The sequence below is a fragment of the Luteimonas sp. MC1782 genome, from assembly GCF_014164605.1.
Taxonomy (GTDB): domain Bacteria; phylum Pseudomonadota; class Gammaproteobacteria; order Xanthomonadales; family Xanthomonadaceae; genus Luteimonas.
The window spans coordinates 1,563,385-1,587,981 of sequence record NZ_JACJFT010000001.1 but is presented as its reverse complement, the minus strand read 5'-3'; the positions used below and the strand labels follow the sequence as shown (position 1 = coordinate 1,587,981).

The following is a 24,597-nucleotide window of genomic DNA, read 5'->3' as shown; positions in this document are numbered from 1 at the left end:
CGCTATGATCGGCCGCCGCATGCGGCAGGCCCAGGACACCACGATGACCACCGAGCCCTCCAGCCCCGTCCCGCACGGGCGCGACCGCGCGCATGCGGCGATGCTGCTGCTCGTGCTGGCGGCGACGCATCTGGTGTTCAACTTCGTGCTGACGCCGAACAGCCCGTTCCCCAACCACCCGGACGACTTCTCGTTCCTCGCCGGCACGCTCGCCGACATGGGCTGGGACTGGAAGCGCCCGGTGTCGACCAACGTGATCTTCCTGGTCGCCGCAGGCGGCCAGCTGGCGTCCTACGTGGTGCTCAACGCGTCGGCGGTGCTGGTGGCCTGGCTTGCGCTGCTGCTGGTGCGCGATGTCTTCGACGTGCGTCCGGGCGTGCTTGCGGCGCTGGCCTGCGGCGCCGTGCTGTCCAGCCATCCCGCCGCGCTGCAGCACGGCAAGTACCTCGGGCTGATGACCAACCTGGTGTCGCACGGCTTCGGCCTGGCCTGCCTGCTGCTGCTGTGGCACGGCTGGCGACGCGCCAGTGCCTGGCGGTGCGCGCTTGCGGCGCTGGCCTACCTGGCCAGCGCGTTCGCCAAGGAGGATTTCGTGCTGCCGCCGTTGCTGCTCGTCGCGCTGCTGTGGGCGCCTGGTAGCGCATGCCTGCCGGTGGGGCGCGGCGCCACGCCGTGGCCGCGTGGGTCACGGATTGCGCTATCGGTGCTGTTTGTCGCGATTGCCGTCGGCTCGATGGCGTGGCAGGCCTATGACCGGAATCCCTTTGTCGCCGGACTGTTCACGCCCGACAGCAGCAGCGCGTCGTACGCGGTGGAGCTCGCGCCCGCGGCACTGCTGCGTGCGTTTGGCATGTTGTTCTTCGGCTACACATGGGTGGCGACACTGCTGGCCGCTGCGGCATGGGCCGCCCTGTGGGTCGCGGCGCCGACGCTGCGCGTGCGCCTGGCCTGGTTCGCGGCGACGGTGGTCTCGCTCGCGGTGCCGTACGCGCTGATTCCCAACAACATGCCGGTGTACCGGGCGTATGCGTGGCTGCCGTGGATGGCAGCCATCGTCGCAGTCGCGCTGACGTTGCTCGCGCAGCGCGTTCCACGGCACGCGGCGATGCCGCGCCGCGCGGTGCCCGCGCTGGCCGCGATCGCGGTTGCGCTGGGCGCGGCGCTGCTGCACCACGATGCACGGCTCGATCTCGCCGCGCGCTACGCGGCCGGCGAGTCGGTCAACCGGCACATGCTCGACGCCCTCGAGCAGGAGCGTGCCGCGCTGCAGGATGCGCCCCTGGTGGGGCTGCACGGGCTGGGCGAGAACTCGCCCTGGTGCGGCAACGGCACGGTCTACCTGGCCCGCAAGCGGGGCTTTCAACAGCGCTGGCTGGTGTTGGCCCCGGGCGAGACGTCGTGCTACCGGAACCCCGCGCAGGGCGGCCGCAAGCCGCGGCACGACCTGCGGGTGTCAGTTGCACCGCCTGCCCACGCGTGTTCGCAGCCAACGCTGCCGGTGCTGGTGTTCGACGCCCACGGGCGCGGCACGCGCATGACCGGCCGCGACCTGTGCGCCGCCAGCGGCGGTGCCGTGGCCGGACCCTAGGGCGCCTGCGACGCGCCAGTCCGGCCCATCAACTGGCCGGGACGCTCGATGCGCACGCTGTGGCGTCCGCGCGCCGGAATCGCCAGCGCGACCTGGTAGCCGTTGACGCGGAACATCGGCGCGGTGTGGCCGTCGACGGTGGCGCGCCAGCGTGCGGCGGGATCCTCGTTGAGCACCAGCAGGCCAGGGCCGTCCGCATCCACCGTCGCCAGCAGCACCGTGCCTGCGTTGCGCTGCAGGGTGACGCGGCCGCCGATGCGCCCCGGGCCGGCATGCGCCACGGCATCGACGCCGGCGGGCAGGTCGATGGCACGCACCAGCGCGCGCAATGGCGAAACCGGCCCTGCTGCAAGCAGCGTGGTGACCGGGTCGTCCACCACGTCCATGCCACCGGCCAGGAAATACAGGCGCGGCAAGGCATCGGGATGGGTGCGCAGCACCAGGCCCGGGCGCAGGCGCTCGTCGCCGGGGCGCGCATCGGCTTCCGGCCACAGCGACCAGCGCACGCCGTACAGCGCCATGACCAGCGGGGTTGCCTGCGCCAGCAGCCGGTACTTCGCGTACTCGGCCGGGCCGATGCCGCCATGGATCGAGCGGAAGCCATGCATGGTCCAGGCATGCGTCAGCAGGTGGGCATTGTCGATGCTGCCACCGAGCATGAAACGGTAGCGGTCGCGCAATGGCAGCCGTGCGGCCAGCGCCGCGGCGTCGGCATGCGCCTGCACGCGGTCGGCATGGAACAGCATCGCGTCGTCGTGGGCAAAGCGCTTGTTGTGCATGAACGGCGCCCACGCACTGCCCGCCAGCAGCGCCACGCAGGCCAGGGCGAGGGCGATGCCACCGCCGCGCCGAGCGCGCAGGCACCAGCCGAGCGCCGCGAAGGCGACCACCGACGCGAGCAGGGCGCCGCCGCGGTAGCCGCTGCCGCCGGCCAGGATGAGGGCGGCCGTGGCCGCGACGGCGAACACGCCCAGCCACGCCCACGGATCGCGCAGCAGCGCCGGCGGCGTGCGCAGCCGCAATGACTGCAGGCCCAGCGCGGCGAGCGGCAACAGCAGCACGACCGCCAGGCACGACCACCAGGTCAGTTCGCGCACCTTGTTCGCCAGCGGCACCGCGGCAAGCAGCGATGCCATCGGCAGGAAACACGACACCGCCGCCAGCAGCGCGACCACCAGCAGCGCGCGCGCGAAGCGCGTGGCGGGCAGCACCGGCAACCAGCGCCCGAAGACCGCAAGCGCGGCCAGCACGACCGCGGCCCCCAGGTAGGCGTTGCCGATGCCGCGGCGGTATTCGAACGCCACCAGCAGCCCGGCTTCGACGGGCGCCAGCGCGTGGTGGCGGAGCGCGGCCACCGGGACGGGCTGGTTGCCGACCACATGCCCGCCCGATTCGCCCAGCCAGCGGATCGCGCGCGCGTGGAAGGCCAGGATTTCGGAGAGATAGGGCCAGGTGGCCGCGAACACCAGCGCCGCGGCCAGCGCCAGCCATGCGCTGGTGGTGGCGAACGCACGCCGCGCATCGCTGTCGCGTGCCGGCACGGCCTGCACCGCGACCGCCAGCCACGCCACGCCCGATGCCCATGCCGCGAACACCAGGTTCTGCGCGGGATGCGCATACACCAGCAGCGTCGCCGCGGCCGCCAGTGCGAACGCCATCGGCGCCTGCGCCCGCCATCCGGGCACCGCGTACAGGCGCGCCTGCGCGGCCAGCACCCAGGGCAGCCAGGCCATGCCGGCGATGATGTGCGGCCAGCCGGCCGCGCTGCGCACCGCGGGGAACCACGGCAGCGCCAGGCCCACCGCGCACGCCAGCGCCATGCGCACGCCGAGCGCGCGGGCCAGCGCGCAGCCGCCTGCACCGAGCAGGGCGAGGTGCAGCATGACGATGAAGTTCAAGCGGTCCAGTGTCGCCGCGGGCGATGCATCCGCCCCCGCCCAGTTGAAATACAGCGGATAAAGCATGTGGTAGTTGGGGTTCGACCAGTTCGACTCTCCGGCCCGCACGCCCTCGGTGTACATCGCGGCCAGCGGGCCTTCCGCGGCGATGGCGCGGCTGGCCTCGTTGAAGAACGCCAGCAGCATGTCGGCCTGGTCCGGGCCGCGCGCGAGGGTTTCGCCCGCGTAGTGGACGCGGGCGATCGCGAACACCGCCGCCATCACCGCGAGCAGCAGCGCCAGCTCGTGCAGCAAGCGCATCGACCAGTGCCTTGCCTGCGGCGGGCGCATGTCAGTCAAGCGCATGCAGCGCGCGGTCGGCAGCCTCGAGCACGCGGTCCATGTGTGCGTCCAGGCCGATCCACATCGGCAGCCTGAACAGGCGCGCGGCGACGTCGTCGGTGATCTCCAGCGTGCCGTGCGCGCGGCCCAGGCGGGCCCCGGCGGGCGAGGAGTGCAGCGGCACGTAATGGAACACCGACAGCACGCCGTCGGCGCGCAGCGATTCCAGGATGCGCGTGCGCGATGCCAGGTCGGGTGCCAGCAGGTAGTACATGTGGGCGTTGTGCTCGCAGTGCGCAGGCACCACCGGGCGGCGCACGCGTCCGGCCTGCTCGTGCGCCTGTGCCCACGCGTGGTAGCGCGCCCACAGCGCGAGGCGCCCATCGGTGAGCGCGTGCGCGTGGTCGAGCTGGGCCGCCAGGAACGCCGCCGTGATCTCGCCGGGCAGGAACGACGAGCCGAGGTCGCACCAGGTGTAGCGGTCCACTTCGCCGCGGTAGAAGCGGCCGCGGTCGGTGCCCTTCTCGCGGATGATCTCGGCGCGCGCGACCAGCGCCGGGTCGTTGACCAGCAGCGCGCCGCCTTCGCCGCAGATCACGTTCTTGGTCTCGTGGAAGCTGAGCGTGCCCAGCGCGCCAATGCTGCCCAGCGGCCGGCCGCGCCAGCGCGACATGATCCCCTGCGCGGCGTCCTCCACCACCACCAGGCCGTGGCGCGCGGCGATGGCCAGGATCACGTCCATCTCGCAGCCGACGCCGGCGTAATGCACCACGCAGATGGCGCGCGTGCGCGGCGTCACCGCCGCCTCGACCAGGCGTTCGTCGATGTTGAGCGTGTCCGCGCGCACGTCGACGAACACCGGCGTGGCGCCGCGCAGCACGAACGCGTTGGCGGTGGAGACGAACGTGTACGAGGGCAGGATCACCTCGTCGCCGGGGCCGACGTCGGCGAGCAGCGCCGACATCTCCAGCGCCGCGGTGCAGGAATGGGTGAGCAGCGCGCGCCTGGCGCCGGTCTCGCGCTCCAGCCAGGCGTGGCAGCGGCGGGTGTACGCGCCGTCGCCGGACAGGTGACCCGCGGCATGCGCGCCGGCGATGTTGCTGAGTTCACCGCCGGTCATGTGCGGGCGGTTGAAGGGGATCATGCCGGGCGCACTCATGCGTGCACCGCCTTGCGCGCGATCACCACGCGGCTGCCGCCCAGCGGCAGGCGGATCCCGCATGCCACCAGCGCGCCTTCGATGCGCATCGCCAGGTCGAGCAGCGCATCGACGGGCCGTGGCAACGCCAGTTCGGCGAGCGGGTCATGGGCGGCGCCGGGGCGGCGCGGCCGCAGTCGCGACAGCACCATCAGCGGCAGCAGCACGCCGGTGAAGCTGCCGCTCCAGGTGATCGAGAAGCCCGCGGCGCGCAGCTTGGCCTCCAGCTCGCCGCGCGCGTAGCGGCGCACGTGGTGCGCGGCGACGTCCTGTTCGCTCCACAGCCACGGATGCTGCGGAACGCTCAGCGCCGCGATGCCGCCGGCCCGCAGGGCCTGGTGGATGCTGCGCAGTGCGGCGACGTCGTCATCGATGTGCTCGAGCACGTCGTAGGCACCGATCGCGTCGAAGCCGGCGTCAAACGGCAGGGCGCGGGCGTCGAGCTGCAGCAGGTCGGCGCGCGGCACGCGGGCGCGCGCGTACGGCAGGCTGTCGGCGAGGAACTCGCTGCCGCTGATGCGCCAGCCGGGAAAGCGTTCGGCCACCGCGGCGAGCACGAAACCGGTGCCGCAGCCGACTTCAAGGTAGTCGCGCACGTGCCCGGCATGACGCGCAAGCAGGCGCAGCAGCAGGCGGTTGCGCGCGCGGAACCAGAAGTTGCCGGCCTCGAGCGCCGCCAGCTTTGGAAAGAACGCCGCGTCATAGCCGCCGCTGCGCGCGCCCATCACGTACGGAACCCGGCCTGCACCAGCGCGCAGGCGCGTCCGGCATCGTCGCGCAGCCAGGCATTGGCGCGGCGCCGGCCACCGCTGGCGGCCCAGCCTTGGCGGAGTTCGAGCCTATGGGCGCGGCGCGCATCCGGCACGGCCAGCGGCAGCTGCGCCAGGCTGTCGAGCTGCACCGGCGCGCCACAGGCATCGGCAAGCAGGGTGGCGATGTCGCCGACCGGCAGCGGCCACCCGTCGGCCTGGTCGCGCAGCGCGCCGGCGGCGTAGCCACGTGACACCGTGGGCACGCCCGGCGCACCGAGCATCGCGTTGACATGCAGCGTGTCGTACGCGGCGTACAGGTGGTATCCCTCGCGCGCCCAGACCTTCTGCACGGCGAAGTTGTCGACCTTGGTGGACATGCGCATTTCCGCGAACCCGAGCGCCCGGTAGTGGCGTTGCGTGTGGCGGATCAGGTCGCCGAACAGGCCGCTGCCGGCTTCCGAGGGCAGCACGCCGTAGATGCCGCCGTTGGCGATGCCGGCCGCGGCGTCGGCCTCGCAGCAGGCGAAGGCGACGATGCGCCCCGCGCGGCGCGCCACCCAGCTCGCGGTACGCGCGCCGCCGCGATGGGCCAGCGCCCATTCGCGGTAGCCGGCCAGGGCCAGCTCCGGTGCGAACAGCGGATTGGCGAAGTAGTGGCTGGCGTAGCCGCCGAAACTGGCATCGACCAGTGCGGCCAGCGCGTCGTCATCGGCCGGCGTGGCCGGGCTGATGTCCACGTCGGCATTGGCGGGCGCATGCGGCACGCGGCGCTGCAGGTCGACCGTGTAATAGACCAGCACCCCGGCATCGATCACCTCGAAGCCGAGGCCGGCAAGCGCGCGCACCTGCTGCGACGCACCCACCGGCAGGCGGTAGATGGCGACGTCGGCGGCGCTGGCCAGCAGCGCCGGAAGGGGATCGCCGTCGAGCCGCGTGGCGCGCCAGACATCGAGGCCGAAACGCGCGCTGTCGGGCGCCGAGCGGGCGAGGCCGGCATGCTCAAGCATCGAACACGGGCTCCACCGCGGACGTTTCCCTCTCCACCACGAACGCCGGCCGGCGCTTGCTGTCCTTGAAGACCTGGCCGACGTACAGGCCGACCACGCCGACGCAGAACATCAGGATCCCGCACAGCAGCCAGATCGACGCGATGATGCTGGTGTAGCCGGCCACGCCGGTGCGGCCGCTGAAATACAGCCATACCGCCGCCAGCACCACGGCGAACGAGAACAGCGACACGCCCATGCCCAGCTTGACCACCAGGCGCAGCGGCTTGTCCGAGTGCGACAGCACGATCGACAGCGCAAGGCGGGCGGCCGCGCGCAGGCTGTACGCACTGCGTCCTGCAGCGCGCTCGGCGTGCACCACCGGCAGCGACGCAGACGGCAGGCCGGTCCAGCGCACCATCAACGGAAAGCAGCGCTCGCTTTCGGGCATGCGCAGCAACAGGTCCACCACGCGCCGCGAATACACGCCGAAGTTGGCGACGCGATGGTCCTGCGGCACGCCGGACAGCCAGCCGAGCAGGCGGTAGAAGCACCACGAGCTCAGTCGTTTGCCGAGCGTGTCGCGGCGCCCGGTGCGTTGTGCATGGACGATGTCCACGCCTTCGCGCGCACGCTCCAGCAGCGACGGGATCGCCTCCGGGGCGTCCTGCAGGTCGCAGTCCATCACCGCCACGTGGGCGCCGCGCGCGTGTTCGAGCCCCGCGTAGATCGCCGCGTGCTGTCCGAAGTTGCGCGACAGGCGCAGTCCGCGCACCTGCGGGTGGCGCAACGCAAGGTCCTCGATGCGCATCCAGGCGCCATCCGGGCTGGCGTCGTCGACCAGCAGGATTTCAAGCCGCTCGTGGTCGTCGAACGCGCGCAGGCAGCGCTCCACGAGGTCCTCCACGCAGCCCGCGCAGCCGTAGACCGGCGTGACGATGCTGAGCGTGGGTGGCGATGGCGGAGCGGTGGGCATGGTTCGCGGCGCTGCGGAAGGTGCCGGGCAATAGTGCCGCAAGCCGCGCCCAATGGACATCGCGCCGCCAGGCGCTACGGTGGTCGCCGCTATACTCGCGACCGGTCAACACCGGCACCGAACGCATGCCCTCGAGCCCCGCGCGCGCACCCGGCGCACCGCGCCACGCGCCCCAGCTCGCCTGGCTGCTGGCGCTGCCCGCGTTGCTGGCGATCGCGCATGCCGTCGCGCTCGCCGGCAGCATCGCCAATCCGCTGGTGTACTCCGACAACTGGACCTTCATCGAGACCTTCCTGAAGGTGGCGCTGGAGGAGGGCGCCGGCTTCGGCGATTTCCTCGTCAAGCGGGCCGGCGTCGACCACGCGCAACCGCTGGGCAAGCTGCTGATGCTCGCCAACGCGCGCTGGGCCGGACTCGACTTCATGCTTGAAGCGCGCGTGGCGCTGGCCTGCGTGGTGGCCGGCTGGGTGCTGCTCTGCGCCGTGGTGCTGCGCGGACGCGGCGGGCATGTGCCGGCGGCGCCGCTGGTCGTGTTGTTGCTGGCCGCGATCCTGGTGGTGCAGCTGGCCCCGGCCAGCGTGGATGTCTATGCCTACCCGATGGTGCTGATGGCGCACGCGTTCTACCTGTCGGCCTTCGCCGTGCTGGCCACGTCCTGGCACGCCTACCGCGGCGGGCCCGCGTGGACGCTGGTCGTGGCCATGGCCGCCTGCGGCATCGTCGGCGACGACTCGGCGATCCTGCTGGTCGCCGCCACCGTGCCCGCGCTGCTGCTGGCCGGTGCGCGCGAACAGCGCCTGCGTGGCGCGTGGCGTGTCGTCGCGCTGCTGGTGCTGGTGCTGCTGGCCTGTCGTGGCGCGTACGCGCTGTTCGGCGAGATCCGCGGCAGCACCAGTGCCGATTTCAACGTCGGGCTGGCCGCGCGGGTCGCCGGCCTGGCCTCGCAGTGGCGGGACGCGTGGGCGTGGCTGGCCACGCCGCTCAGCGCGGGGCTGGTGTCGGGCGCGGCGCTGCGCGCGATGCTGGGCGACGGCTGGCTGGCGGCGCGCATCGCGTTGGCGGTGCTGGTGGGTGCCGGGCATGCATGGTTCTGGTGGCGGGCGTGGCGCCTGCGCCCGGGGGCGGCCTGGTTCCTCGCGGTCGCGCTGATGCTGCTGTTCTACGCGATGGTCGCCGGCGTGCTGTTCGGCCGGGTATTCGTGCGTGGCACCGCCTTCCTCGACCAGGGGCGCTACTCGGTGTTCTATCAGGTCGGCATTGTCGCGTTGCTGCTGATGGCGCTGGCCGAGGGCGCGCTCGCGACGGGGCGTTCGCGCGCGCTCGCGTGGTCCGCCGCGGCGGCCTTGCTGCTGCTGCAGCTGCCGCTGGCACTGCACGCCTGGCAGCAGGTGCCGGGCCACCGCGACGCCTACGCGCACATGGCGCGCGACATGGCCGCGATGGCGCGTGACCCGCTGCATCCGCCGGCCGGGTGTGCGGTCGGCGTCGACGTCTGCGTGCGCCCCGAGGCCACGCGCGTGGCGCTGATGGCGATGCTGGTCGAACATCGCCTGAACCTGTTCTCGCCGCGGTTCCGCGCCCGCCACCCCGAGCTGGCGCGCGCCGCAGGACCGCTGCCGCAGCCCGCGGCGCCGGCGGACTGAGCGGGCGCGTCGCCTACAGGTTCTGGTAGTTCGGCCCCGCGCCGCCTTCCGGCGTTACCCAGGTGATGATCTCGTAGGGATCCTTGATGTCGCAGGTCTTGCAGTGCACGCAGTTGGCGGCGTTGATCTGCAGCCGCTTGCCGTGCGCGGCCTGCGCGTCCTCGACGATCTCGTACACGCCGGCCGGGCAGAAGCGCGTGCAGGGGTTGCCGTACTCCTCGGCGCAGCGCGTCACGCAGACTTCGGTGTCGTGCACCAGCAGGTGCACCGGCTGGTCCTCGTCATGCTCGGTGGCGGCAAAGTACACGCCGGCGAGCCGGTCGCGCGGCGCGAGGTCACGCTTCACGTAGTCGCGGTCCGGCTGCGCCTGGCCACCGAGCCTGTCCAGCGATGACCAGTCGGGCGTGACCTTGAGCGTCCATGGGGTATGCCCGCCGAGCGCCGTTTCCAGCGCCGCATTGGCCAGTCCGAACCACAATCCCTTCTTGAAGCCGGGCTTGATGTTGCGCACCGCGCGCAGCTCGCGCATGGCGTCGGACTCGCGCAGCTTCGCGTCGTAGCCTTCCGCCGCCAGGTCGCCGGCGGCAAGGTGTTCGGCGGCGAGCATGCCGGAACGGATCGCCTGGTGGGTGCCCTTGATCTTGGGCACGTTGAGCAGGCCCGCGGTATCGCCGATCAGCAGCGCGCCGGGCATCTCCACCTTGGGCAGCGACTGCCACCCTCCGGTGACGATGGCGCGCGCGCCGGCGGACAGGATGGTGCCGCCCTCAAGCAGCGGCTTGACCGTGGGGTGGTTCTTCCACTGCTGGAACGCCTCCCACGGCCGGTATTCCGGGTCGCTGTAATCGAGGCCGCTGACGTAGCCCAGCGCCACCTGGTCGTTCTCGAGGTGGTAAAGGAAGCTGCCGCCATAGGTGTTGTTGTCCGCCGGCCAGCCGAGCGAATGCACGATCTTGCCGGGCGTCACGCGGCCCGCGGGCAGCTGCCACAGCTCCTTGATGCCGATCGAATACGCCTGCGGGTCGCTGTCGGCATCGAGCTCGAAACGCTTCACCAGGCGCTTGGTGAGGTGTCCGCGCGCACCTTCGGCGAGCACGGTGACCTTGGCATGGATGTCGATGCCGGCGGTGTAGCCCGCCTTCTCCGAGCCGTCGCGGGCGATGCCCATGTCGCCGATGCGCACGCCGGTGACGCGGCCGTCGGCGGCGTGCAGCGTCTGCGCGGCGGAGAAACCCGGATAGATCTCCACGCCCAGTGCCTCGGCCTGCGGCGCCAGCCACGCGCACATCGCGCCGAGGCTGACGATGAAGTTGCCGTGGTTGCGCATGCCCGGCGGCACGATCGGGAACTTGCGGCCGCCGTCCTTCGTCAGGTACCAGAGCTCGTCCTCGCCGGCCGGTACGCACACCGGCGGCGGGTTGTCGCGCCAGCCCGGCAGCAGGGCATCGAGCGGACCCGGCTCGATCACCGCACCGGACAGGATGTGCGCGCCGATGGTGCTCGATTTCTCGATCACGCACACCGAGATGTCGGGGTTGAGCTGCTTCAGGCGGATCGCGAAGGCCAGGCCGGCGGGGCCGGCGCCCACCGTCACGACGTCGTATTCCATGACATCGCGCTCGGGCTCGGGCACGTCGACGGTGGTGGCAGGTTCGGCTGGCTGGTTCATGCGTGCGGCCCGTATTGCAGTGCGGTGATTGTCGCGGCTCGCGCGGTGCGCGGCAAACCGCCGTGGTGGTGCGTGCTAGCGTGCGCCATGGCGCTCATCCCGGTCACGCTCGAAGGAGCCGATCTCGCGTTCGCTCCGGCCTGGCTTGCGCAGGACGCAGCGGACGCGCTGTTCGCGCACCTGCAGGCCGAGGTGCCGTGGTCCGTGCATCGCATCCGCCTGTTCGGGCGCCTGGTCGATTCGCCGCGCCTGTCGTGCTGGATCGGCGACCCGGGTGCCGGCTACACCTATTCCGGCACGCGCTTCGAACCGCATCCGTGGCCACCGCTGCTGGCGGACCTGCGCGTGCGGGTGGCCGAAACCTGCGGCGAGGAGTTCAACAGCGTGCTCGCCAATCTCTACCGCGACGGCCGCGACAGCATGGGCTGGCACCGCGACGACGAGCCGGAACTCGGGCCGCGGCCGGTGATCGCATCGCTGAGCCTGGGGGCCACGCGGCGCTTCGTGCTGAAAGAGGGGGTTGCCGCCGGTTCGGCGGGCGCGCCGCGGAAGCGGGTGTTCGAGCTTGGCCACGGCAGCCTGCTGCGCATGGCCGGCGACACCCAGCGCCATTACCGCCATGCGCTGCCGCGCACCGCGCGCCCGGTGGGGCCGCGGATCAACCTGACATTCCGCAGGATCCGCTCAGCGCCTTGAAGCGGATGCCGGCGGCGGTGCCGTGCGGGCATGCCCGGCACCGGTGGACAGCGTCCAGCCGGACACGTCGCGGCCAAGCGCCTCCAGCGCGGTGGTGAAGGTGGCGGCAACCGTCGCCACGTCGGTGCCCGCCGCAGGCTCCGCCACGGTGAAGGTGCGCGACGCCACGATCCCCTGCGAGCGCGCATGCAGCAGCTTGGCGTGCAGTTCGATGGTCGCCGCCGGCGTGGCGCGACCGGCGTAGTCGGCCTCGAAGCGGCGCAGGTCGAGCAGCAGGCGATAGTCGGGTGCCACGCCGCTGCCGCGGCGGGACACGCCGGCGATGTGGCCGGAGTCTTCCAGCGTGCGCAGCACCACCTCTTCGACCATGTCGGTCGGCGAGCGCGCCCAGCTGGCACCCGAATACACCTGCAGCTCGCCGGGAGACGGGCGCACCGCGATGCGGAAGGTGTCGACGGTGCGCGCGGCGCTCGGCGGATTGATGGCGAGCTGCCAGTCGACGCGCGGCCACGCGGGGTCGGCGGCCACGCGCGGGTCGGGCGCGTAGATCGCCGCGCGCTCGCGCTCGCCGGCGCCGCCCAGGATCGAACAGGCGCCGAGCGCCAGTGCGGCGGCCGCGACGGCCATGCGTGCGAGTGCGGTCATGGGTTTCATTCGGGTTCGAACTCCTTCGGCGCGTCACGGCCGAGCAGGTAGCGCGCGGGATTGGAATCGAAGCGGTCGCCGATGCGACGCAGGTCGCGCACCAGCGAACGCAGCTCCGACAGCGTCGGGCCGAGCTGTGCCAGACCGTCGTTGGCGAAGCTGTTGATGGCGTTGCGGTTCTCGCCAAGGATCAGGTCGGCGCTGTTGGCGGCGGAATCCATCTTGGCCAGCGTCGATTCCAGGTCCGCCACCAGCCCGGGCAGCTTGGCCACGAACTCGCGCTCGAGCCCCGTCATCGCGCGGTTGGAGGTTTCCACCACGTCCACCAGGTTCTCGCTGGCCAGGCGTGCGTTGACGATCAGCGCGGCCAGGTCCTCGCGCTGGCCGGCGACCGCGCCGGTCATGCCTTCGATGTTCTCCAGCGTGCGCGCGATGCGTTCGACGTTTTCCTCGCTGAGCACCAGGTCGAGGCGCGCGACCAGGCGGTTGGCGGTGTCGGCGATGTTCTGCAGCGCCGAGGCTTCGGTGAGGATCACCGGGATCGCGCCGTTCTCGCGCGCCTCCAGGTGCGGCGCGTCCGGGCTGCCGCCGGTGAGCTGGATGAAGGTCGAGCCGGTCAGCCCCGTCACCGAGAGCTTGGCGCGGGTGTCGATCTTGACCGGTACTCCGGCCTCCACCCGGATCCGCGCCACCACGCGCCGCGGATCCTGCGGCGCCAGCGACAGCGCGTCCAGCGTGCCCACCGCGATGCCGTTGTACTGCACCACGCTGCCTTCAAGCAGGCCGGTGACCGGCTCGTTGAACACCACGTGGTAGCTCCGCCAGTTGCGGTCGGTGGAGAACTTGGCGGCCCACAGACCGAACACCAGCAACGCGAGCGCCGCGGCCAGGGTGAAGGCGCCGATCAGCACGTAGTTGGCCTTGGTTTCCATCGTCAAGTGTCCTCGGCGGCGCGCTGTGTCGCCCGTTGTGCCGCGCGACCACGCGGACCATTGAAATATTCCTGCACCCAGGGGTGCTCGAGGCGCTCGATCTCCGCCAGTGGCCCCACGGCCACCACCTTGCGGTCGGCCAGCACGGCTACGCGGTCGCAGACAGCGTACAGGGTGTCCAGGTCGTGGGTGATGAGGAACACCGTGAGCCCCAGTGCCTGCTGCAGGGTGCGGGTGAGGTGGTCGAAGGCCGATGCGCCGATCGGATCCAGGCCGGCCGTGGGCTCGTCCAGGAACAGCAGTGGCGGGTCCAGCGCCAGCGCGCGCGCAAGGCCGGCGCGCTTGCGCATGCCGCCGGAGAGCTGCGACGGCAGCTTGGCGAGTGCGTCCGCCGGCAGCCCGGCCAGCTTGATCTTGAGCAGCGCGAGCTCGTAGCGCAGCGAGTCGTCCAGCGCCGGATAGTGCTCCAGCAGCGGCACCTCGACGTTCTCGCCCACGGTGAGCGACGAGAACAGGGCGCCGTCCTGGAACAGCACGCCGGTGCGTCGCTCGACATAGGTGCGGTCGGCGGGATCGTCGGACGCGCTGTCGACGCCCATCACCTCGATGGTGCCGGCATCGGGCTTGCGCAGGCCGATGATCGAGCGCATCAGCACCGACTTGCCGCTGCCCGAGCCACCCACCACGCCGAGGATCTCGCCGCGGCGCACGTCGAGGTCGAGGTCCTCGTGCACCACCTGCTCGCCGAAGCGGGTGCACAGCCCGCGGACGCGGATGATCGGCTCGTCGTTGCTCACCAGCCCACCTGCATGTACCAGATCGCGGCCAGCGCGTCGAAGATGATCACCAGCGAGATCGTCTGCACCACGCTGGACGTGGTGCGCTCGCCGACCGACTGCGCGGTGCCCTTGACCTGCAGCCCCTCCAGGCAGCCGATCAGGCCGATCACCATCGCGAACAGCGGCGCCTTGGACATGCCGACCAGGAAGTGCCGGATCTCCATCTGGTCATGCATCCGCGCCAGGTACGCCTGTGGCGGGATGCCGAGCTCGAACGCGCCCACCGCCATGCCCCCCAGCAGGCCCGACACCATGGCGATGAAGGTCAGCAGCGGCAGCATCACCAGCAGCGCCAGCAGCCGCGGGATGACCAGCACGTCGACCGGATCCAGGCCCAGGGTGCGCATCGCGTCGATCTCCTCGCGGCTCACCATCGCGCCGATCTGCGCGGTGAACGCGCTGGCGGTGCGGCCGGCCAGCAGGATCGAGGTCAGCAGCACGCCGAACTCGCGCAGGAAGGCGATCGACACCAGCTCCACGACGAAGATGGTGGCGCCGAAGTCGACCAGGATGTTGGCGCCGAGGAAGGCGATCACCGCGCCGACCAGGAACGACAGCAGGATCACCAGCGGCACCGCGTCCAGCCCGACCTGCTCCATGTGGAACACGGTGGCGGTGCCGCGGAACCGGCGCGGTTCCTTCACCATGCGCAGCATCTTGACGAGGTTCTCGCCGAGGAAGCTCACCAGCGCGACGGTCTCGTTCCAGTTGTCCTTGACCGCGAAGCCCAGACGCCCGAGCGCCGCGGCGAAGCCGTACTCGCGGCGCTTGCGCGGCCGGTCGTCCACCACATCCTCGATCGCCGCCACCAGCGCGTGGTGGTCCTCGTGGAATTCGAGGGACTCGAGCCCGAGGTCGCGGGAACGCGCGAAGCGCATCAGCTGCAGCACGCCGATGGTGTCGAGACGCTCCACGCCGCGCGCGTCGATGCCGGCAATGCCGTCGGGCGCGGCGCGCAGCGCGGCGGTGAAGACCTCGGCGTTGCGCAGCGTCCAGCGCCCGACCAGCCGCCAGCGCCCGGCGTCGTCCGGGTCGGGGGCCATGCTGGGCGCGGTGGTGGCGGGGACTGGCATCGTGCGTGGGCGGGTCGTCGCGAAGTTGCACGGAGGATACCGAACACCGTGAAGGCGGCGCATGCGATCCTTCACGCCATGTCGCGACCGTTCCCCCAACAGGCCTACGCCGCCCGTATCGCCTTCATGGTCGAACTGGCCGAACACCTGCACGCCTATGGCACCACCTCGCCACGCCTGGAAGGCGCGCTGGTGCAGGTGGCGCAGCGCCTCGGACTGGAATGCGAGCCCTCGGCCAGCCCCACCGCGATGGTGCTGTCGTTCAGCGATCCGATGCGGCCACCGGGCGACAGCGACACCACGCGCGTGATCCGCATGCCGCCCGGCGAGACCGACCTGTCGCGGCTGTGCGACGTCGACCGCATCGCGGAGGAGGTCCTCGCGGGCGACATCGACGTGGCTGCCGGCCATGCCGCGCTGCGCGCGCTCGACCGTCCGGCCGGCAAGCGCGGCAACGCCCTGCAGGTCCTTGGATTCAGCCTCGCCGCGGCCGGCGTGGCCGGACTGCTGCGCCTGCCGTGGCTCGAGATCGCGCTCACGGCAGCGATCGGGCTGGTGATCGGCATGCTGCACAAGGCCGCGCGCACCCGCCCGCGCCTGCGCGAAGCCGGTGATGCGGTCAGTGCCATGGTCGCCGCTGCGATCACCATCCTGGTGGCCGCCTGGGTGGTGCCGCTCAACCTCAATACCGTGATCATCTCGGCATTGATCGTGCTGATGCCCGGGTTGGCGCTGACCAATGCGATCAACGAACTGACCAGCCAGCACCTGATGTCGGGCACCGCGCGATTCGCCGGCGCGGTGGCGACCATGATCATGCTCACCGTGGGCACGATGATCGCGCTTGGCGCGGCGGAGCTGGTCGGGATCGAGCCGCAGGTGCGCGCGTGGCGGCCGCAGCCCGACTGGGTGGAGTGGTGCGCGCTCGCCCTGGCGTCGTTCGCGTTCGCGGTGCTGTTCCGCGCCAAGCCGCGCGATTACTGGCTGGTGATGGTGTCGGCGGTGGGCGCGTACCTGGTGTCGCGGCTGGCGGGTGGCGCCTGGGGCAGCGAGGTCGGGATCTTCCTGGCCGCCCTGCTGGTCACCGTGGCCGGCAACGGCTACGCGCGCTGGGCCAAGCGCCCGGGCGCGGTGGTGCGCGTGCCGGGCATCATCCTGATGGTCCCCGGAAGCTCCAGCGTGCGCACGCTGATGACCTCGATCCAGCAGCAGGACCTGGTGGCCGGCCAGGACGCGGCACTCGCCGTGGTCAACATCCTGCTGGCGATCGTCGCCGGCCTGATCTTCGGCAACCTGGCGTTGCCGGCGCGTCGCAACCTGTAGCCGGCCTTCCCCCGCGTGCGGGGGAAGATGCCCGAAGGGCAGGTCGCGGCAATCCCCGCGTGGACGCTTACTCGCTGGCGATCAGGAACTCTTCGGCGGACTTGCCGGCGGCCAGCTGCGCGGCCAGCCAGCGCGGCTTCATGCCGCGCCCGGTCCAGGTTTCCGCCGGGTTTTCCGGGTTGCGGTACTTCGGCGCGACCTTGCCGAGGGTACGGCCGGCCTTGGCGGGCTTGGCGGCCTTGCCGGTCTTGCGCGTGGCCGCGGGCGCCGCTCCGGCAGCGCCGGTGCCGAACAGCTCCGCGATGGTGTAGCCCTCGGCGGCCGCGGCGGCCTTGAGCCTGGCGCGCACCGTGGTGATCGGCTTGCGCTTCTTCAGCGTGGTCTTGCGCGCCTTCGCCTTGTTGATGAGGGTGTCCAGTTCCTTCGCGGACAGGTTCTGCAGGTCGATTGCCATCGTGTGCTCCGGTTGTAATGCAGGGGGAGGGCGGCGCATTGCCGGCCTGGTTTCATTTCAATGCGGGCGCGCGGCCACGCGTGCGAACAGCGCCTCGCGTTCGAGGCTCTCGGCCTCGGCGGCGGTGCGCGCGCGGTATTCGAACGTGCCGGATTCCAGCCCGCGCGCCGAGACCACCACGCGATGCGGGATGCCGAGCAGTTCCATGTCGGCGAACATCGGGCCCGGACGCAGGCCGCGGTCGTCGAGCACCACGTCGACGCCGGCCGCGGCCAGGTCGTCATGCAGCGCGGTCGCAGCGGCCAGCACGGCGGGATCGTTCTTCGGGTTGATCACGCACACCGCGACCGCCCACGGCGCCATCGCCTCGGGCCAGATGATCCCGGCGGCGTCGTGGTTCTGCTCGATGGCGGCGGCGACGATGCGCGACACGCCGATGCCGTAGCAGCCCATCATCGGCACCACGGTCTTGCCGGTGTCGTCGAGCACCTTGCAGTCCATGGCGCGCGCGTAGGTGTCGCCGAGCTGGAAGATGTGGCCGACCTCGATGCCGCGCACGATGCGCAGCACGCCGCCATCTTCGGCGCGATCGCCGTCGACCACGCTGCGCACGTCGGCGACCGTGTCCGGCTCCGGCAGGTCGCGGCCCCAGTTCACGCCGGCGAGGTGCTCGCCGGGGCGGTTGGCACCGACCACGAAGTCGGCCATCGCCGCGACGTCGCGGTCGGCGACCACGCGCACCGGGCGCGCCGTCGCCACCGGGCCGAGGAAGCCGGGCTCGCAGCCAAGGTGCTCGAGGATCTCGGCTTCGGTGGCCAGGCGGTATGCGCCCAGGCCGGGCACCTTGCCCAGCTTCACTTCGTTGGCGTCGTGGTCGCCGCGCACCAGCACCAGCACGAACTGCGGCTGCCCGTCGGCGTCGTGGCCCATCACGGCCACCGACTTCACCGTGCGCTGCAGGGCGATGCCCATCAGCGTAGCGACGTCGGCGCAGGTCTTCTGCACGGGCGTTGCGATCGCGTGCATGTCTTCGGACGCGGCCGCGCGCGGCGCAGGATCCGCGGCGCGCGCGGCCTCGACGTTGGCGGCGTAGCCGGCCGCGTCATTGCTGCCGGTGTCCGACCAGGCGATCGCGTCCTCGCCGGACTCGGCAAGCACGTGGAACTCCTGCGAGGCGTCGCCGCCGATTGCGCCGGAGTCCGCCAGCACGGCGCGGAAGCGCAGGCCCAGGCGGCTGAAGATGCGGGTGTAGGCGGCATGCATGCGCGCGTACGAATGCGCCATGCCCTCGGCGTCGATGTCGAACGAATAGGCGTCCTTCATCAGGAACTCGCGCGCGCGCATCACGCCGAAACGCGGACGGATCTCGTCGCGGAACTTGGCCTGCACCTGGTAGAAGGTGACCGGCAGCTGTTTGTAGCTCGCCAGCTCCTGGCGCGCGAAGTCGGTGATGACCTCCTCGTGCGTGGGCCCGTAGGCGTACTCGGCGTCCTTGCGGTCGCGGATCTTCAGCAGCTGGCCGCCGAACTTTTCCCAGCGCCCGGTTTCCTCCCACAATTCGCGCGGCTGGATCGACGGCATCAGCATTTCCAGCGCGCCGGCGGCGTCCATTTCCTCGCGCACCACCGCTTCCACGCGGCGCAGCACGCGCAGGCCGAGCGGCGACCAGGTGTAGATGCCGGCGGCGAGCTTGCGGATCATTCCCGCCTTGAGCATCAGCTTGTGGCTGACCAGCTCGGCTTCGGCCGGGGTTTCCTTTTCGGTGCGGAGATGGAACTGCGACAGGCGCATCGGCGGCTTGTGGTCGTGGCGAGGCCGCTGATTGTGCCATGCAGCACGGGCGGGGCCGCATCCGGCGCGCCGCGGCGCGCCTGCGTCAGCGGCGCCGGCCGTCGACTTCGATGCCGTCGCGCGGCTGGATATCGACCTTTTCGAAGTGCCGGCCGCGCGGCGGTGGCGCCTGTGTCACCTGGACCACGCCGGCATCGTCGGTCCAGCGATAGAGCACCGGGCGTGCGTCTTCGACGTTGGCAGCGGCAGCCTGCTCCGCGCGTGCGCGGCGTGGGTCGTCGGTCGCTTCGGGCTCGCGCGAGAACCACCAGGCCACCGCGATCCCGGCGGCGATGCCTGCAACCACGGCCCAGCGGGTATCCAACGCGGCGTGCCGTCAGGGCGTGCAGTAGGCCTTCACCGCCGCCTGCGCGAGTTCCATCTGGTTGGCGCGCTGCGTGGGGTCCAGCACCTGGTCGGGCTTGCCGTCACCGTCGGTGTCCTGCTGCACGTCGCCGCTGGTCTGCAGCGCGGCGATGTTGGCGCGCGCCGCTGCGCACTGCGCGTTCTCCGGCGCCACCACCGCGGCCTGGGCGACCGGGGCGGCGCTGCCGGCGGCGTTGATCACGCGCTGCTCGTAGCGGCCATTGGCCGGCGGCGTCTGCGAATAGTGGGTGACGCCGCTGGCGTCCTTCCACTGGTAGACCTCGCCGGCAGTCTGCTGCGCGTGGGCGGCGGGAAGCGCGGCCAGTGCGATGGCGATGCCGAGGACGATGCGGTTCATGCGGGGTCTCCTGCCTGCGAAGGCGTTGGCCCGGGATTGCAGCACCGGGCGGCGGCCGGCGCAAGCACGGCGGCGTGGTTCCGTGACCGGCACGCCGCGGGTGGTGGCCGGCGCCCCGCGGGTACACTTGCCGCCATGGATGACCAGACGCCCCAGCCGCGCCGCGCGCGCGGCATCTACCTGCTGCCCAACCTGTTCACGACGGGTGGGCTGTTCGGCGGGTTCTTCGCCATCATCGCGGCGTCGCAGGGGCGGATCGAAGCCGCTTGCATCGCGATCTTCGTGGCCGCCATCCTCGATGGCCTCGATGGCCGCGTGGCGCGGCTCACCAACACCCAGAGCGACTTCGGCGTGCAATACGACTCGCTGTCCGACCTGGTGAGCTTCGGCATGGCGCCGGCGCTGGTGATGTACCACTGGTCGCTGGTGGCGATGAAGTTCGACGGCACCACGCTGGGCAAGGTCGGCTGGCTGGCCGCGTTCCTGTATGCCGCCTGCGCGGCGCTGCGCCTAGCGCGTTTCAACAGCCAGGTCGGCAAGGTCGACAGCCGCTGGTTCATCGGCCTGGCCAGCCCGGCCGCCGCCGGGGTGATGGCCAGCTCGGTGTGGACCTTCCACACGCTCGACCTCAGCGGCGAGGCGATGCGCTACGCGGCACTGGCGATCACCGTGGTCTGCGGCCTGCTGATGGTCAGCCAGTTCCGCTACACCAGCTTCAAGGGCAGGGGCAGGGGCCCCGGCTCGGACCGGGTGCCGTTCTTTTCGCTGCTGCTGATCGTGGCGGCGCTGATCGCGCTGTGGATCGATCCGCCCAAGACCCTGCTCGCGGTGCTGGGCGTGTACGCGCTGTCCGGCCCGGCGCTGTGGCTGTGGCGCCTGCGCCGCACGCGCACCGGCGGTGGCGTGGCGTGAACTGGGACCCGTGGCAGCGCGAGGTGCTGGAGGCGCTCGGCCACCAGGTCTATGCGCGCGCGCCGGTGCCCGGTGACGAAGTGCCGGACGATGCACTCGCGCACGCCCTGCTGCGCGCCGCGCGCCGCGCGATCGACGATCCGGGCGCCGCGGCGCTGCTGCGTTCGCTGCCGCCGCTGGCGTCGCTGCGCGCCGATCCGCGCGCCAAGCGCGCGCTGTGGCCGCGGCTGCGCGCGCTGCGTGGTGGCACGCCACGATGAGCGCCGCGGTCGAGCCCGCGCCGCAGCCGACCATGCGGCCGATGCGCGAGGCCGACCTGGATGCGGTGATGGTGGTGGAGCGCCGCGCCTACCCGTACCCGTGGACGCCGGGCATCTTCCGCGACTGCCTGCGTTCGGGCTATCCGGCGTGGGTGCTGGCGCTCGACGGCGCGCTCATCGGCCACGGCGTGCTCAGCATCGCCGCCGACGAGGCGCACGTACTCAACGTCTGCGTCGATCCCGACCGCCAGGGCCGCGGCTACGGCCGGCACCTGCTGCGCGCGCTGCTGCGCGAAGCGCGCGGGCGCGGCGCCTGCCGGGTGTTCCTTGAAGTGCGTCCGTCCAATCCCAACGCCATCGCCCTCTACGAGGACGAAGGCTTCAACGAGATCGGCCGCCGCCCGCGCTATTACCCCGCCGACCAGGGCCGCGAGGACGCCATCGTGATGGCGATCGAGCTGTTCGACTGAATGCCGTGGTGACGCAGGCGGCTAGAGCCGCGCGCGCTGCGCCGCCAGCGTGTCGCGCTGCGCATTCCAGTCGGCCAGGCGCGTGCGCTCCTGTTCGACCACCGCCGCCGGCGCGTTGCTGACGAAGGTCTCGCTGGCCAGCTTGGCCTGCGACTTGGCCAACTCGCCCGCCACGCGCTTCAGTTCCTTGTCGAGCCTGGTGCGTTCGGCATCCAGGTCCACCAGGCCGTCGAGCGGCACGTAAAGCCGCAGTTCGCCGACCATCGCGGCGGCGGACGGCGGCGGCTCGTCAGCGGCCACCTCGATCGCCTCGATCCGGTTGAGGAACCTGAGCTCGGGGGCGAAGCGCGCCGCGCGCGCCGCGTCGTCGGCGCTGCCACCTGCCAGCAGCAGGCGGATCGATTTCGCCGGCGACACGCCGAGTTCGCTGCGGATGCGGCGCAGCGCGGACACCATCGCCTTCAGCCACTCCACGTCGGCCTCGGCGCGCGCCACGTCCAGGCCGGCGAAATCGCCCGCCTGCGGGTAGCGCTGCAGCATGATGGTGTCGGCGGTGATGCCCAGCCTTGGCGCGACCTGCAGCCACAGCTCCTCCGTGACGAACGGCACCAGTGGATGCAGCAGGCGCAGCAGGCGCTCGAGCACCAGCAGCAGCGTGCGGCGCGTGCTGTCGGCCGCGGCGCGGCCTTCGGCCGTGCCGGTGTCGCCCTGCAGCGCCGGCTTGGCCAGTTCGACGAACCAGTCGCAGAACTCATTCCACGCGAACTCGTACAGCGCCTGCGCCAGCAGGTCGAAGCGGTAGCTGGCGAAGTGCGCCTCGGCCTCGGCGGTGACGGCGGCGAGGCGGGCGAGGATCCACTTCTCCGGATCGGTGACCGGCGTGAAGGGAAGGTCCTCGGCGTTGCCCGCGGCAACAGGGCTCGTGGCCGCCATGCCTTCGGTGTTCATCAGCACGAAGCGCGTGGCGTTCCACAGCTTGTTGCAGAAGTTCTTGTAGCCCTCGGCGCGGGCGAGGTCGAACTTGATGTCGCGGCCGGGGCCGGCGAGCGCGGCCATGGTGAAGCGCAGCGCGTCGGCGCCGAACGCGGGGATGCCGTCGGGGAACTCCTTGCGCGTGGCCCTGGCGATCTTGTCGGCCATCTTCGGCTGCATCAGGCCGCTGGTGCGCTTCGCGACCAGGTCGTCGAGCGTGATGCCGTCGATCAGGTCCAGCGGGTCGAGGATGTTGCCCTTCGACTTGGACATCTTCTGGCCGTCCTTGTCGCGGACGAGGCCCGTGACATAGACGTCGTGGAACGGCACCTGGCCGGTCAGCTGGTCAGTCATCATGATCATCCGGGCGACCCAGAAGAAGATGATGTCGAAGCCGGTGACCAGCACGCTCGATGGCAGGAACTGTTCGAAGCCGCGCTCGCGCATGGCCCCGGCATCTGGCCAGCCCATGGTGCTGAACGGCCACAGCGCCGAGGAGAACCAGGTCTCCAGCACATCGCTGTCCTGGCTGAGCGGGCCGCCGTAGCCGGCTTCGGTGGCGCGCGCACGCGCCTCGGCCTCGTCGCGGCCGACGTAGATCGCGCCGTCGTCGGCGTACCACGCGGGGATGCGGTGGCCCCACCACAGCTGGCGACTGATGCACCAGTCCTGGATGTTCTCCATCCAGTGGCGGTAGGTGTTGATCCAGTTGCCGGGCACGAACTTCACCCGTCCCGGCTCGCCGTCGACGCCGTCCGCCAGGTCCAGCCCGCGCTGCGCCAGGTCGTCCATCTTCACGAACCACTGGTCGGTGAGGTAAGGCTCGATGACCTGGCCGGTGCGGTCGCCGCGCGGCACCTGCAGCTTGTGCGCGCGGGTTTCGACCAGCAGGCCCGCGGCCTCAAGGTCGGCCAGCACCGCCTTGCGCGCGTCGTAGCGGTCCAGGCCGCGGTACGCGGCGGGGATGGCGTCGTCGTCGGACACCACCTGGGCGTCCGGCGTGAAGATGTTGCGCAGCGGCAGGCCGTGGCGCTGGCCGACCGCGTAGTCGTTGAAGTCGTGCGCGGGCGTCACCTTGACCACGCCCGTGCCGAACGCACGGTCGACGTAGGCGTCGGCGATCACCGGGATCGCGCGCCCGGTCAGCGGCAGGGCCACGCTGCGGCCGACCAGGTGCGCGTAACGCGCGTCGTCGGGATGCACCATCACCGCGCTGTCGCCGAGCATCGTTTCCGGGCGCGTGGTGGCGACGACGAGATAGTCGCGGGTTTCGCGCAGGGTCTCGTTGCCGTCGGCATCGTGCTCGACGTGTTCGTAATGCGCGCCATCCGCCAGCGGGTAGGCGATCGACCACAAAAAGCCGTCTTCCTCCTCGCTGACCACTTCCAGGTCGGAGATCGCGGTCTTCAGCACCGGGTCCCAGTTGACCAGCCGCTGGCCGCGGTAGATCAGGCCGTCCGCATGCATGCGCACGAAGGCTTCGACCACCGCCGTGGAGGCGATCGGATCCATGGTGAACACGCTGCGCGACCAGTCGCCGGAGGTGCCGACGCGGCGCATCTGCTGCGCGATGGTGTCGCCGGACTGGCCCTTCCACTCCCAGACCTTGTCGATGAAGCGCTCGCGCCCGAGCGAATCGCGGGTTTCGCCCTGGCCCTCGCGGTCGAGGTTGCGCGCCACCACCATCTCGGTGGCGATGCCGGCGTGGTCGGTGCCCATCTGCCACAGCGTGCGGAAGCCGCGCATGCGGTGGTAGCGGACCAGTGCGTCCTGCAGCGTGTGCTGGAACGCATGGCCCATGTGCAGGGTGCCGGTGACATTGGGCGGCGGCAGCAGGATCGAGTACGCGGGTCCGTCGCCGCAGGGCGCGAACACGCCGCTGGCTTCCCACTGGGCGTACAGGCGGGATTCGAAGGACTTGGGGTCGTAGCCGGTGGCAAGGGTCATTCAGGGACTCGTGGTCGGGGCAGGGCGGGGGCGGACCCCCGCGTCACATGTCGTATTTCTTCAGGTCGAGGCCGCGCGCCTTGTACTGCCTCCAGCGCTCGCGCAGCGGGCCGCGGGCGGAGTCGTCGGCGGGTACCACCTCGAGCACGCGCTCGAAGGCGCCCTCGACGGCGGCATCGCGCAGGTTGAGCACCAGCGGACGCAGCGGCACGTCGGCTTCGGGCGGGGCGATGAGCACGTCGGCCTCCTCCTCCTCGCCGCCGCCATCCTCGGGCTCCAGGCCTGCGATCTGGTGCGGCACGTAGGCGTCGGGCTCGAACGACCACAGCAGGTCGTCGAGCCGTTCGGCCTGCGCCGCGTCGCGCGCCAGCACCAGCATCGGCTGGCCGGCGGCCAGCGCCTTCTTCGCCAGTTCGCAGACCAGCAACAGCGGCTCGTCGCGGAAGCGCGGTTTCGCGATCAGGTAGAAGTCGGCGCGGGCCACGGGCG

Annotated in this window: 23 protein-coding genes; 7 read left to right on the top strand and 16 right to left on the bottom strand. The window is 71.4% G+C overall.

The window, feature by feature from the left end; translation table 11 throughout:
• Window positions 1-43: 43 nt before the first annotated feature.
• A complete protein-coding gene (locus H5368_RS07420) occupies window positions 44-1,588 on the top strand; it encodes a hypothetical protein (RefSeq protein ID WP_182822871.1) in 1,545 nt (514 codons plus the stop codon).
• Here H5368_RS07420 and H5368_RS07415 read toward each other — a convergent pair.
• The 5 genes from H5368_RS07415 to H5368_RS07395 are packed head-to-tail and all read right to left on the bottom strand — an operon-like array spanning window position 1,585 to window position 7,719.
• Complete coding sequence (locus H5368_RS07415; RefSeq protein ID WP_182822869.1) at window positions 1,585-3,786, bottom strand: hypothetical protein; 2,202 nt, start codon at window positions 3,784-3,786, stop codon at window positions 1,585-1,587. The genes H5368_RS07420 and H5368_RS07415 overlap by 4 nt on opposite strands.
• 31 nt (window positions 3,787-3,817) lie before the next feature.
• Window positions 3,818-4,966: a dTDP-4-amino-4,6-dideoxygalactose transaminase gene (gene rffA / locus H5368_RS07410; protein WP_255486384.1), complete on the bottom strand. Its 1,149-nt coding sequence runs from the start codon at window positions 4,964-4,966 to the stop codon at window positions 3,818-3,820.
• Window positions 4,963-5,730 carry a class I SAM-dependent methyltransferase gene (locus H5368_RS07405; RefSeq protein ID WP_182822867.1) on the bottom strand — a complete coding sequence of 256 codons (768 nt, stop codon included), beginning with the start codon at window positions 5,728-5,730 and terminating at the stop codon, window positions 4,963-4,965. Before H5368_RS07405 ends, rffA begins: the two co-directional genes overlap by 4 nt.
• Window positions 5,730-6,764 carry a hypothetical protein gene (locus H5368_RS07400; protein WP_182822865.1) on the bottom strand — a complete coding sequence of 345 codons (1,035 nt, stop codon included), beginning with the start codon at window positions 6,762-6,764 and terminating at the stop codon, window positions 5,730-5,732. The genes H5368_RS07405 and H5368_RS07400 overlap by 1 nt, the downstream gene beginning before the upstream one ends.
• Window positions 6,757-7,719: a glycosyltransferase family 2 protein gene (locus tag H5368_RS07395; RefSeq protein WP_182822863.1), complete on the bottom strand. Its 963-nt coding sequence runs from the start codon at window positions 7,717-7,719 to the stop codon at window positions 6,757-6,759. The genes H5368_RS07400 and H5368_RS07395 overlap by 8 nt, the downstream gene beginning before the upstream one ends.
• A gap of 125 nt (window positions 7,720-7,844) precedes the next feature.
• Here H5368_RS07395 and H5368_RS07390 point away from each other — a divergent pair, with 125 nt between their 5' ends.
• A complete protein-coding gene (locus H5368_RS07390; RefSeq protein WP_182822861.1) occupies window positions 7,845-9,362 on the top strand; it encodes a hypothetical protein in 1,518 nt (505 codons plus the stop codon).
• Window positions 9,363-9,375: 13 nt separating this feature from the next.
• Here H5368_RS07390 and H5368_RS07385 read toward each other — a convergent pair whose 3' ends face one another.
• Entirely contained in the window at window positions 9,376-11,031 is a 1,656-nt protein-coding gene (locus H5368_RS07385; RefSeq protein ID WP_182822859.1) for an electron transfer flavoprotein-ubiquinone oxidoreductase, read from the bottom strand.
• Between the two features lie 96 nt (window positions 11,032-11,127).
• Here H5368_RS07385 and H5368_RS07380 point away from each other — a divergent pair, with 96 nt between their 5' ends.
• Window positions 11,128-11,727 carry an alpha-ketoglutarate-dependent dioxygenase AlkB gene (locus H5368_RS07380; protein WP_182823872.1) on the top strand — a complete coding sequence of 200 codons (600 nt, stop codon included), beginning with the start codon at window positions 11,128-11,130 and terminating at the stop codon, window positions 11,725-11,727.
• Here H5368_RS07380 and H5368_RS07375 read toward each other — a convergent pair.
• Genes H5368_RS07375 through H5368_RS07360 form a run of 4 tightly spaced genes read right to left on the bottom strand, consistent with a single transcriptional unit; the run spans window position 11,716 to window position 15,186 of the window.
• Entirely contained in the window at window positions 11,716-12,372 is a 657-nt protein-coding gene (locus H5368_RS07375) for an ABC-type transport auxiliary lipoprotein family protein (protein WP_182822857.1), read from the bottom strand. The two genes, H5368_RS07380 and H5368_RS07375, sit on opposite strands and share 12 nt — an antisense overlap.
• 5 nt (window positions 12,373-12,377) lie before the next feature.
• Window positions 12,378-13,304, bottom strand: a complete 927-nt coding sequence (locus H5368_RS07370) for an MlaD family protein (protein WP_182822855.1) — start codon at window positions 13,302-13,304, stop codon at window positions 12,378-12,380.
• 2 nt (window positions 13,305-13,306) lie between these two features.
• Window positions 13,307-14,101, bottom strand: coding sequence for an ATP-binding cassette domain-containing protein (locus tag H5368_RS07365; RefSeq protein ID WP_223878007.1), 795 nt, complete (start codon window positions 14,099-14,101; stop codon window positions 13,307-13,309).
• A complete protein-coding gene (locus H5368_RS07360) occupies window positions 14,098-15,186 on the bottom strand; it encodes an ABC transporter permease (RefSeq protein WP_343203889.1) in 1,089 nt (362 codons plus the stop codon). The genes H5368_RS07365 and H5368_RS07360 overlap by 4 nt, the downstream gene beginning before the upstream one ends.
• A gap of 108 nt (window positions 15,187-15,294) precedes the next feature.
• On the opposite strand from H5368_RS07360, the gene H5368_RS07355 reads away from it, so the two are divergent.
• Window positions 15,295-16,539, top strand: coding sequence for a threonine/serine exporter family protein (locus H5368_RS07355; protein WP_182822852.1), 1,245 nt, complete (start codon window positions 15,295-15,297; stop codon window positions 16,537-16,539).
• Window positions 16,540-16,606: 67 nt separating this feature from the next.
• On the opposite strand, the gene H5368_RS07350 is transcribed toward H5368_RS07355, so the two are convergent.
• The 4 genes from H5368_RS07350 to H5368_RS07335 all read right to left on the bottom strand — a co-directional run bounded on the left by H5368_RS07350 (window position 16,607) and on the right by H5368_RS07335 (window position 19,547).
• Window positions 16,607-16,993, bottom strand: coding sequence for an H-NS histone family protein (locus tag H5368_RS07350; RefSeq protein WP_182822850.1), 387 nt, complete (start codon window positions 16,991-16,993; stop codon window positions 16,607-16,609).
• 57 nt (window positions 16,994-17,050) lie between these two features.
• Complete coding sequence (locus H5368_RS07345) at window positions 17,051-18,784, bottom strand: proline--tRNA ligase (RefSeq protein ID WP_182822847.1); 1,734 nt, start codon at window positions 18,782-18,784, stop codon at window positions 17,051-17,053.
• Window positions 18,785-18,869: 85 nt separating this feature from the next.
• Window positions 18,870-19,148, bottom strand: coding sequence for a DUF4124 domain-containing protein (locus tag H5368_RS07340; RefSeq protein ID WP_182822845.1), 279 nt, complete (start codon window positions 19,146-19,148; stop codon window positions 18,870-18,872).
• Between the two features lie 12 nt (window positions 19,149-19,160).
• Complete coding sequence (locus H5368_RS07335; RefSeq protein WP_182822843.1) at window positions 19,161-19,547, bottom strand: DUF4124 domain-containing protein; 387 nt, start codon at window positions 19,545-19,547, stop codon at window positions 19,161-19,163.
• A 135-nt stretch (window positions 19,548-19,682) separates the two neighbouring features.
• Here H5368_RS07335 and pssA point away from each other — a divergent pair, with 135 nt between their 5' ends.
• From pssA to rimI, 3 genes are read left to right on the top strand one after another with little or no spacing between them, the layout of a single operon-like run.
• Window positions 19,683-20,459, top strand: coding sequence for a CDP-diacylglycerol--serine O-phosphatidyltransferase (pssA, locus tag H5368_RS07330; protein ID WP_182822841.1), 777 nt, complete (start codon window positions 19,683-19,685; stop codon window positions 20,457-20,459).
• Entirely contained in the window at window positions 20,456-20,719 is a 264-nt protein-coding gene (locus H5368_RS13580) for a hypothetical protein (RefSeq protein WP_182822839.1), read from the top strand. The genes pssA and H5368_RS13580 overlap by 4 nt, the downstream gene beginning before the upstream one ends.
• A complete protein-coding gene (gene rimI, locus H5368_RS07320) occupies window positions 20,716-21,189 on the top strand; it encodes a ribosomal protein S18-alanine N-acetyltransferase (protein ID WP_182822837.1) in 474 nt (157 codons plus the stop codon). Before H5368_RS13580 ends, rimI begins: the two co-directional genes overlap by 4 nt.
• A 21-nt stretch (window positions 21,190-21,210) precedes the next feature.
• Here rimI and H5368_RS07315 read toward each other — a convergent pair whose 3' ends face one another.
• Both H5368_RS07315 and H5368_RS07310 read right to left on the bottom strand, forming a co-directional pair.
• Window positions 21,211-24,108: a valine--tRNA ligase gene (locus H5368_RS07315; RefSeq protein ID WP_182822835.1), complete on the bottom strand. Its 2,898-nt coding sequence runs from the start codon at window positions 24,106-24,108 to the stop codon at window positions 21,211-21,213.
• Between the two features lie 43 nt (window positions 24,109-24,151).
• Window positions 24,152-24,592, bottom strand: a complete 441-nt coding sequence (locus tag H5368_RS07310; protein ID WP_182822833.1) for a DNA polymerase III subunit chi — start codon at window positions 24,590-24,592, stop codon at window positions 24,152-24,154.
• Between the last annotated feature and the right edge of the window lie 5 nt (window positions 24,593-24,597).